The 502-nt window shown below is 55.6% G+C and carries 1 protein-coding gene and 1 pseudogene; one reads left to right on the top strand and one right to left on the bottom strand.

Annotated elements, in window-relative coordinates:
- Positions 1-188 (top strand): annotated as a pseudogene (locus J5M71_RS29450) (GntR family transcriptional regulator); the annotation flags it as partial.
- A 114-nt stretch (positions 189-302) separates the two neighbouring features.
- On the opposite strand, the gene J5M71_RS27395 reads toward J5M71_RS29450, so the two are convergent.
- Positions 303-502: GTP-binding protein (locus tag J5M71_RS27395; RefSeq protein WP_207838686.1), on the bottom strand; the 200-nt coding region annotated here is incomplete at its 5' end.

Here is a 502-nt window from a genome sequence, read left to right on the forward strand (position 1 = left end):
CGTCGCTGGCAATTGCGCGGAGTCATTTTTCGACGCAAAGCTGTTGCGCATGGCAGGAGCATTTGGCGTTGGTTGAGGTTGTGGAGCGAGGTGATGTTTCCAAAGCCGGCATGTTGATGGATCGGCATCTGGATCATCTTGAGCAGAAACTGCTCGGTCCAGACCTTGAGCATTGTGCTGTCGGTTAGACCGCCTTCGCGAGCAGGCTCGCTCCCACAGTGGATTGCATTCCTCCTGACAGAATGCGTTCTACTGTGGGAGCGAGCCTGCTCGCGAAGAGGCCTTTTGAGCTGTTGAAATTATCAGGCTTGTTGCGCTGCAACCCTGGCAAACCCCGCCCGAATTTTCTCTTCCGGCAAATCATCGGCAATAAACACGATCACACTCTCGCGCGTCTCGCCCTCGGCCCATTCGGTGTCCCAGTCGAAACCATAGAGTTTCAGCACACCCTGAAACACCAACCGCCGATCTTCGCCGGCCATGTTCAGCACGCCTTTGTAGC

Source organism: Pseudomonas sp. 43(2021) (assembly GCF_017490805.1).
In the GTDB taxonomy this organism is placed as follows: Bacteria; Pseudomonadota; Gammaproteobacteria; order Pseudomonadales; family Pseudomonadaceae; genus Aquipseudomonas.